The organism is Mesorhizobium sp. M1A.F.Ca.IN.020.06.1.1 (assembly GCF_004023265.1).
Classification (GTDB): Bacteria; Pseudomonadota; Alphaproteobacteria; order Rhizobiales; family Rhizobiaceae; genus Mesorhizobium.
Window position 1 is genome coordinate 1 of sequence record NZ_RZSR01001544.1, and the last position, 782, is coordinate 782.

A 782-nucleotide genomic window follows, 5' to 3' on the forward strand; every position below is an offset into this window, starting at 1 on the left:
AGCCCGACGGGGTGTTCCTCGGCGCTTTAGCCGGTGCCGGCACGCTTTCCGAGTTGCGCGAGAGCCTGCTTGCCGCCGAGACCGAGCTTTACGGTGGCGCGAGCCCTCGCGTCCTGCCGTTCACCGATGTGCGCGACGCCGGCGCGCTGCTGCAGCGTGCCGGCCTGGCGCTGCCGGTCGCCGACGTGGAGACGGTCACGGTGCGCTACGATTCGTTGTTCGGGCTTGCCGCCGACCTGCGCGCCATGGGCGAGACCAGCCCGCTTTTGGACCGCAGCCGGCGTCCCGCCACCCGGCGGCTGTTCGCCCGCGCCGCCGAAATTTATGCCGATCGGTTTTCTGACCCGGACGGCCGCATCCGGGCAAGCTTTTCGATTGTGTGGATGTCCGGCTGGGCGCCCGACCCCTCACAGCAGAAACCGCTGAAGCCTGGCTCGGCCAAGGTCTCGCTGAAGACGATCCTCGAGAAGCCGACGGGGCACTGACCGATGCGCGCCGCGGTTTGACCGATGCGGTCAGTGCTGGGCAAAGGCGTTGGCAAGCCTGCTGTTGTTGTCGGAGAACAGCCACTGGATCGCGTCGGCGGCCTTGCCGACGCCGCCGACGATTACAAGCGACAGCACGGCAACGATCAGGCCATATTCGATGGCCGTGGCGCCTGATTCATCTTCTATGAATTGCTGCAGCAGGTTTTTCATGGTCATCGATCCCTCTTGGCGGGAACCAGAGCGCCTACCCGTTAAGAAAGGTTAACGGCAAAAGCTTAACGGGCGGTGAAATAG

The 782-nt window shown here is 64.8% G+C and carries 1 protein-coding gene and 1 pseudogene; one reads left to right on the forward strand and one right to left on the reverse strand.

All coding sequences use genetic code 11. The features are described 5' to 3' along the window. Window positions 1–485: pseudogene (locus tag EOA60_RS35425) on the forward strand (SAM-dependent methyltransferase); the annotation flags it as partial. A 30-nt stretch (window positions 486–515) separates the two neighbouring features. On the opposite strand, the gene EOA60_RS35430 reads toward EOA60_RS35425, so the two are convergent. Beyond that, window positions 516–704, reverse strand: coding sequence for a Flp family type IVb pilin (locus EOA60_RS35430; RefSeq protein ID WP_082953632.1), 189 nt, complete (start codon window positions 702–704; stop codon window positions 516–518). Window positions 705–782 lie beyond the last annotated feature (78 nt).

Bases quoted from the DNA above. Each gene is read 5' to 3' on its own strand.
- EOA60_RS35430 (WP_082953632.1), bottom strand. From the start codon at position 704: ATGACCATGAAAAACCTGCTGCAGCAATTCATAGAAGATGAATCAGGC.